This is a genomic window from Clavibacter sp. MX14-G9D (assembly GCF_032917815.1).
Lineage (GTDB): Bacteria > Actinomycetota > Actinomycetes > Actinomycetales > Microbacteriaceae > Clavibacter > Clavibacter michiganensis_K.
Genome location: NZ_JAVCVL010000241.1, coordinates 1 through 3,937, shown reverse-complemented (window position 1 = coordinate 3,937; position 3,937 = coordinate 1). Strand labels below are relative to the sequence as shown.

4 protein-coding genes are annotated in these 3,937 nt (G+C 75.4%); all 4 read left to right on the top strand.

What is annotated here, in order from left to right; genetic code table 11:
- Positions 1 to 89 precede the first annotated feature (89 nt).
- Positions 90 to 734, top strand: a complete 645-nt coding sequence (locus tag Q6969_RS13915) for a response regulator transcription factor (RefSeq protein WP_104290812.1) — start codon at positions 90 to 92, stop codon at positions 732 to 734.
- Between the two features lie 183 nt (positions 735 to 917).
- On the top strand, positions 918 to 1,988 hold the full coding sequence (locus Q6969_RS13910) for a DUF418 domain-containing protein (RefSeq protein WP_317230972.1): 1,071 nt from the start codon (positions 918 to 920) through the stop codon (positions 1,986 to 1,988).
- Positions 1,989 to 2,021: 33 nt separating this feature from the next.
- Positions 2,022 to 2,681: a hypothetical protein gene (locus tag Q6969_RS13905; RefSeq protein ID WP_317230971.1), complete on the top strand. Its 660-nt coding sequence runs from the start codon at positions 2,022 to 2,024 to the stop codon at positions 2,679 to 2,681.
- A gap of 149 nt (positions 2,682 to 2,830) precedes the next feature.
- The coding region (locus Q6969_RS13900) for a 2-keto-3-deoxygluconate permease (RefSeq protein WP_317230970.1) at positions 2,831 to 3,937 on the top strand (1,107 nt) is incomplete at its 3' end.

The following is a 3,937-nucleotide window of genomic DNA, read 5'->3' as shown; positions in this document are numbered from 1 at the left end:
GCCGTGGGCGGCACGGCGGCCGCGGGCGGCGACCCCGACGACGGCCCGACCTGGCGCGTGCTCGCGCGCCTGCCCCGGGGAGGCGCCGCGTGACGATCCGCGTCCTCGTCGCCGACGACCACCCGTCCGTGCTCCGCAACGTGGCGCGGATCCTCGCCGGCGAGGACGACATCGAGGTCGTCGCCGAGTGCGCCGACGGGCTCGCGGCGTTGGAGGCGGCGCAGCGCCTCGTCCCGGACGTCGCGATCGTCGACATCCGCATGCCGCGCATGGACGGCCTCGAGCTCACGCGGCTCCTCGCCGGTCCGCGGGCGCGCGTGCCCGTGAAGGTGGTCGTCGCCACGACCTTCGACCTCGACGAGTACGTCTACGGGGCGCTGCGGGCCGGCGCGTCCGGCTTCCTGCTGAAGGACGCGGGGGCGCGGCTCCTCGTCGAGGCGGTGCGGGCCGCGCACACGGGCGAGCAGCTCATCAGCCCGTCCGTGACCGTCCGCCTCCTCCAGCACCTCGCCCCGCGCACCTCGGGCCCCCACCACCCGGAGCTCACGCCGCGCGAGCTCGAGGTCGCGGCCCTCGTGGGGCGCGGCCGCACGAACGCGGAGATCGGCGCCGACCTCGTGATCTCCCTGGGCACGGTCAAGTCCCACCTCGGCTCCGTGCAGACGAAGCTCGACGCCCGCAACCGCGTCGAGATCGCCGCGTGGGCGTGGAGCTCGGGGCTGCTGCGACCCTGACGGCGCCCGGCGGAGGCCCGGCGGAGGCCCGGCGGAGGCCCGGCGGCATCCCCGCGGAGGCCTGCCGCCGCCCGGTCGGCGCCCCCGAGACCGGCCGAACGGCCGATGCCCGCACGACCCGCCCGCGCCGAGCATGGGACGGCGGACGGCGCGAGAGGCGCGCCCCGCCCCGAGAGGCAGACAGTGACCGGCACCCGGCCCCATCCCCGCACGACCCCCGCAGCGCCGACCGCGCCCGGCGCACCCGCGGCCCGTGGTGCGCGCATCGTCGCGCTCGACGTGATCCGCGGCGTCGCCCTGTGCGGCATCGCCCTCGTCAACATCGGCCCGCTCACCCGCTTCGGGACCGCGGCGGGCTTCTACGAGCCCGCCGCCCTGGACACCGTGGCCGGCTGGCTCCAGCTGCTCGTCCAGCAGCGGTTCTTCCCCGTGTTCGCGCTGCTGTTCGGCATCGGCTTCGCTCTCCTCCTGGACTCGGCGACGCGCACGACGGCCCGTCCTCGGCTGGTGCTCCTCCGTCGGCTCCTCCTGCTGCTCGCGATCGGCATCCCGTTCCAGTTCCTGCAGCCCGGATCCGCGCTCCTGCCGTTCGCCGTCGTCGGCCTCGTGGTCCTCCTGCCGAGCTCATGGCTGCCGCGCGCCGTGGTCGCCGTCGCGGCGGTGGTCGTGACGGCGGCCGGCATCGTGGGCGCCGGCGGCGGGCTCGCGCTCATCCCCGGCATGTTCCTCGCGGGCTCCGCGCTCACCCGCTACGGCGTCGTCGAGCGCGTCGGGCGGTCGCGCCGCGGCTCGATGGCGGTGACGCTCGTCGCGGCCGCGCTCGCCGTGCCGCTCGTCCTCCTCCAGGCGGCCGCCATCGAGGCGTCGGGCTTCAGCGTCGAGTCGGCGGCGGCGGGACTGGCCCTCGCCGTCGCGTGGGCCGCGCTCGTGTCGTGGCTCGTGACGACCCGGGCGGCCCGTCCCCTGACCGCCGCCTTCGCGCCGCTGGGGCGGATGGCGCTCACGAACTACGTGGCCGCCGCACCGCTGATGCTCGCCGCCGGGGCGCTGCTGGACCTCCCGCACGCGACCTCGTGGACGCCGGTGCTCGCGACCGCCGTCGCCGTGCTGGTCGGGCAGGCGATCGTGAGCGCGCTCTGGCTCCGGCACTGCACGCAGGGTCCGCTCGAATGGCTGTGGCGCTGGGGCACGTGGGGCCGACGGGGCCCGCTGCGGCGCACCCGGCCCACCCGGAGGCCCGCCGACCCGGCTTGACCTCGAGGGCACTCGAGGTGCGGGGATCGCCGCATGCGCATCCACCACGTGACCCTGCCCACCCGCGACGCCGCCGCGGTCGCCGACGCCTACTCGGCGCTCGGCTTCCCGACCCGCACCTCATCCGAGGGGGTGGAGGTCGAGGTCGGCGCGACGCGCCTGGCGTTCACCGACGGCCCGGGCTACCGCGGCGCCCACCACCTCGCCGTCACGATCCCGACGGGCGCGTTCCGGGCGGCGCGCGAGTGGCTCGGCGAGCGCGCGGACGTGATCGCCGTCGACGGACGGGACGAGTTCGCGGGACCCGGCACCTGGGACTCGCGATCCGTGTACTTCCGAGGGCCCGACGAGCAGGTGCTCGAGCTCATCGAACGGCGCGCGCTCCCGGCCGTCGACCGGCCGGACGCGCCGTTCCGCGCCGCCGAGGTCGTGGGCGTCAGCGAGGTCGGCGTCGTGGTCGACGACGTGGACGCGGCCGTCCGCGCGCTGGGGGACGCGGGCCTGCACCCCTACGGGGGCTTCGCCGCCCCGGGCTTCGCGGCCGTGGGCGACGTGCACGGCCTCGTGATCCTCGTGGCGCCCGGCCGCGCCTGGGTGCCCGAGGGCACCCAGTCCGCCGCCGCGACGCCCGTGGTGGTCGACGCCGGCCTCGGACGGGAGGTCGTGCTCGCGCCGGGCGCGCGGATCCGCTGACGGCGTCCGCGCTCGACATGGCCGATGGGCGAGGCGCGACGGCGTTGACGCTCCGGGGAAGCGCGACATAGTGTAGGTACACCGTGTACGTACTCATCGACGAGGGTGCGCGCGGGCAGCGTCGCCCCATCGATCAGAGGAGATCCGCCATGGCACCCGACCCCCTACCCACGAGCCGAGTCCCGCTCTTCGACGGCATGAACCGCATCCCCGGCGGCCTCATGCTCATCCCGCTCATCGTCGGCTCGATCGTCGGCACGTTCGCCCCCGGGTTCCTCGAGCTCGGGAACTTCACCACCGCGCTGTTCCGCGACAGCGCCCTGCCCCTCATCGGCATCCTGATCTTCGCGACCGGCATGCAGATCACGCTCCGCACCTCCGGCCCGGTGCTCGCGACCTCGGGCGTGCTGCTGCTGACGAAGTCGATCATCCCGGCGGCCATCGTCGTCGTGCTCGGCAACCTGGTGGGCATCGACGGCCTGCTCGGGGTGTCGATCCTGGCGCTGCTGGTGAGCATGGACAACAGCAACGGCGGCATCTGGCTCGCCTTCACCGGCCGGTACGGACGCGAGCGCGACCGCGGCGCCTACATCGCGAGCGCCGTCAACGACGGCCCGTTCTTCTCTCTGCTGTTCCTCGGCGCGGCGGGCCTCGCCGACATCCCGTACACGCTGCTGCTCGCCGCCGTGATCCCGCTGCTCCTCGGCGTCATCGTCGGCAACATGGACGCCCGGTGGACGGAGGTCATGCGCCCGATCCCGAACATGGTGATCCCGTTCTTCGCCTTCGCGCTCGGCACCGGCATCGACCTCGGCAACGTCGTCTCGGGCGGCCTGTCGGGCATCGTGGTGGGCGTGATCGCCACCCTGTTCACGGGCACCGTCGCCTACCTCGGCTACCGGTTCCTGCTGCGCCGCGGGAAGGAGTCCGGCCTCGGCATAGCGTCCGCGACCACCGCCGGCAACGCCATCGCGACGCCCGCCATCGTCGGCGCGGCCGACCCGTCCTTCGCGCCCTACGTCGAGGTGGCGACCGCGCAGGTCGCCTCCGCCGTCCTCGTCTCGGCGGTGCTCGCGCCGATCCTCGCGGCCTGGGTCCTCAAGCGCGAGGGCGGCATGCAGGCCATCGCCGACGACCGCGCCCGCGACGAGGAGCGCGACGCCGCCGCCCTGTCCGCGGCGGCTGCCGCGGACAAGGACGCCGACGACGCCGGCCCCGGATCCACCGGCCGGCACAGCACGGGCCCGGGCGCGGGC

What these genes read in the sequence shown, in the direction of transcription:
- Q6969_RS13905 (WP_317230971.1), top strand. Translation starts at nt 2,022, where the DNA reads ATGCGCATCCACCACGTGACCCTGCCCACCCGCGACGCCGCCGCGGTC.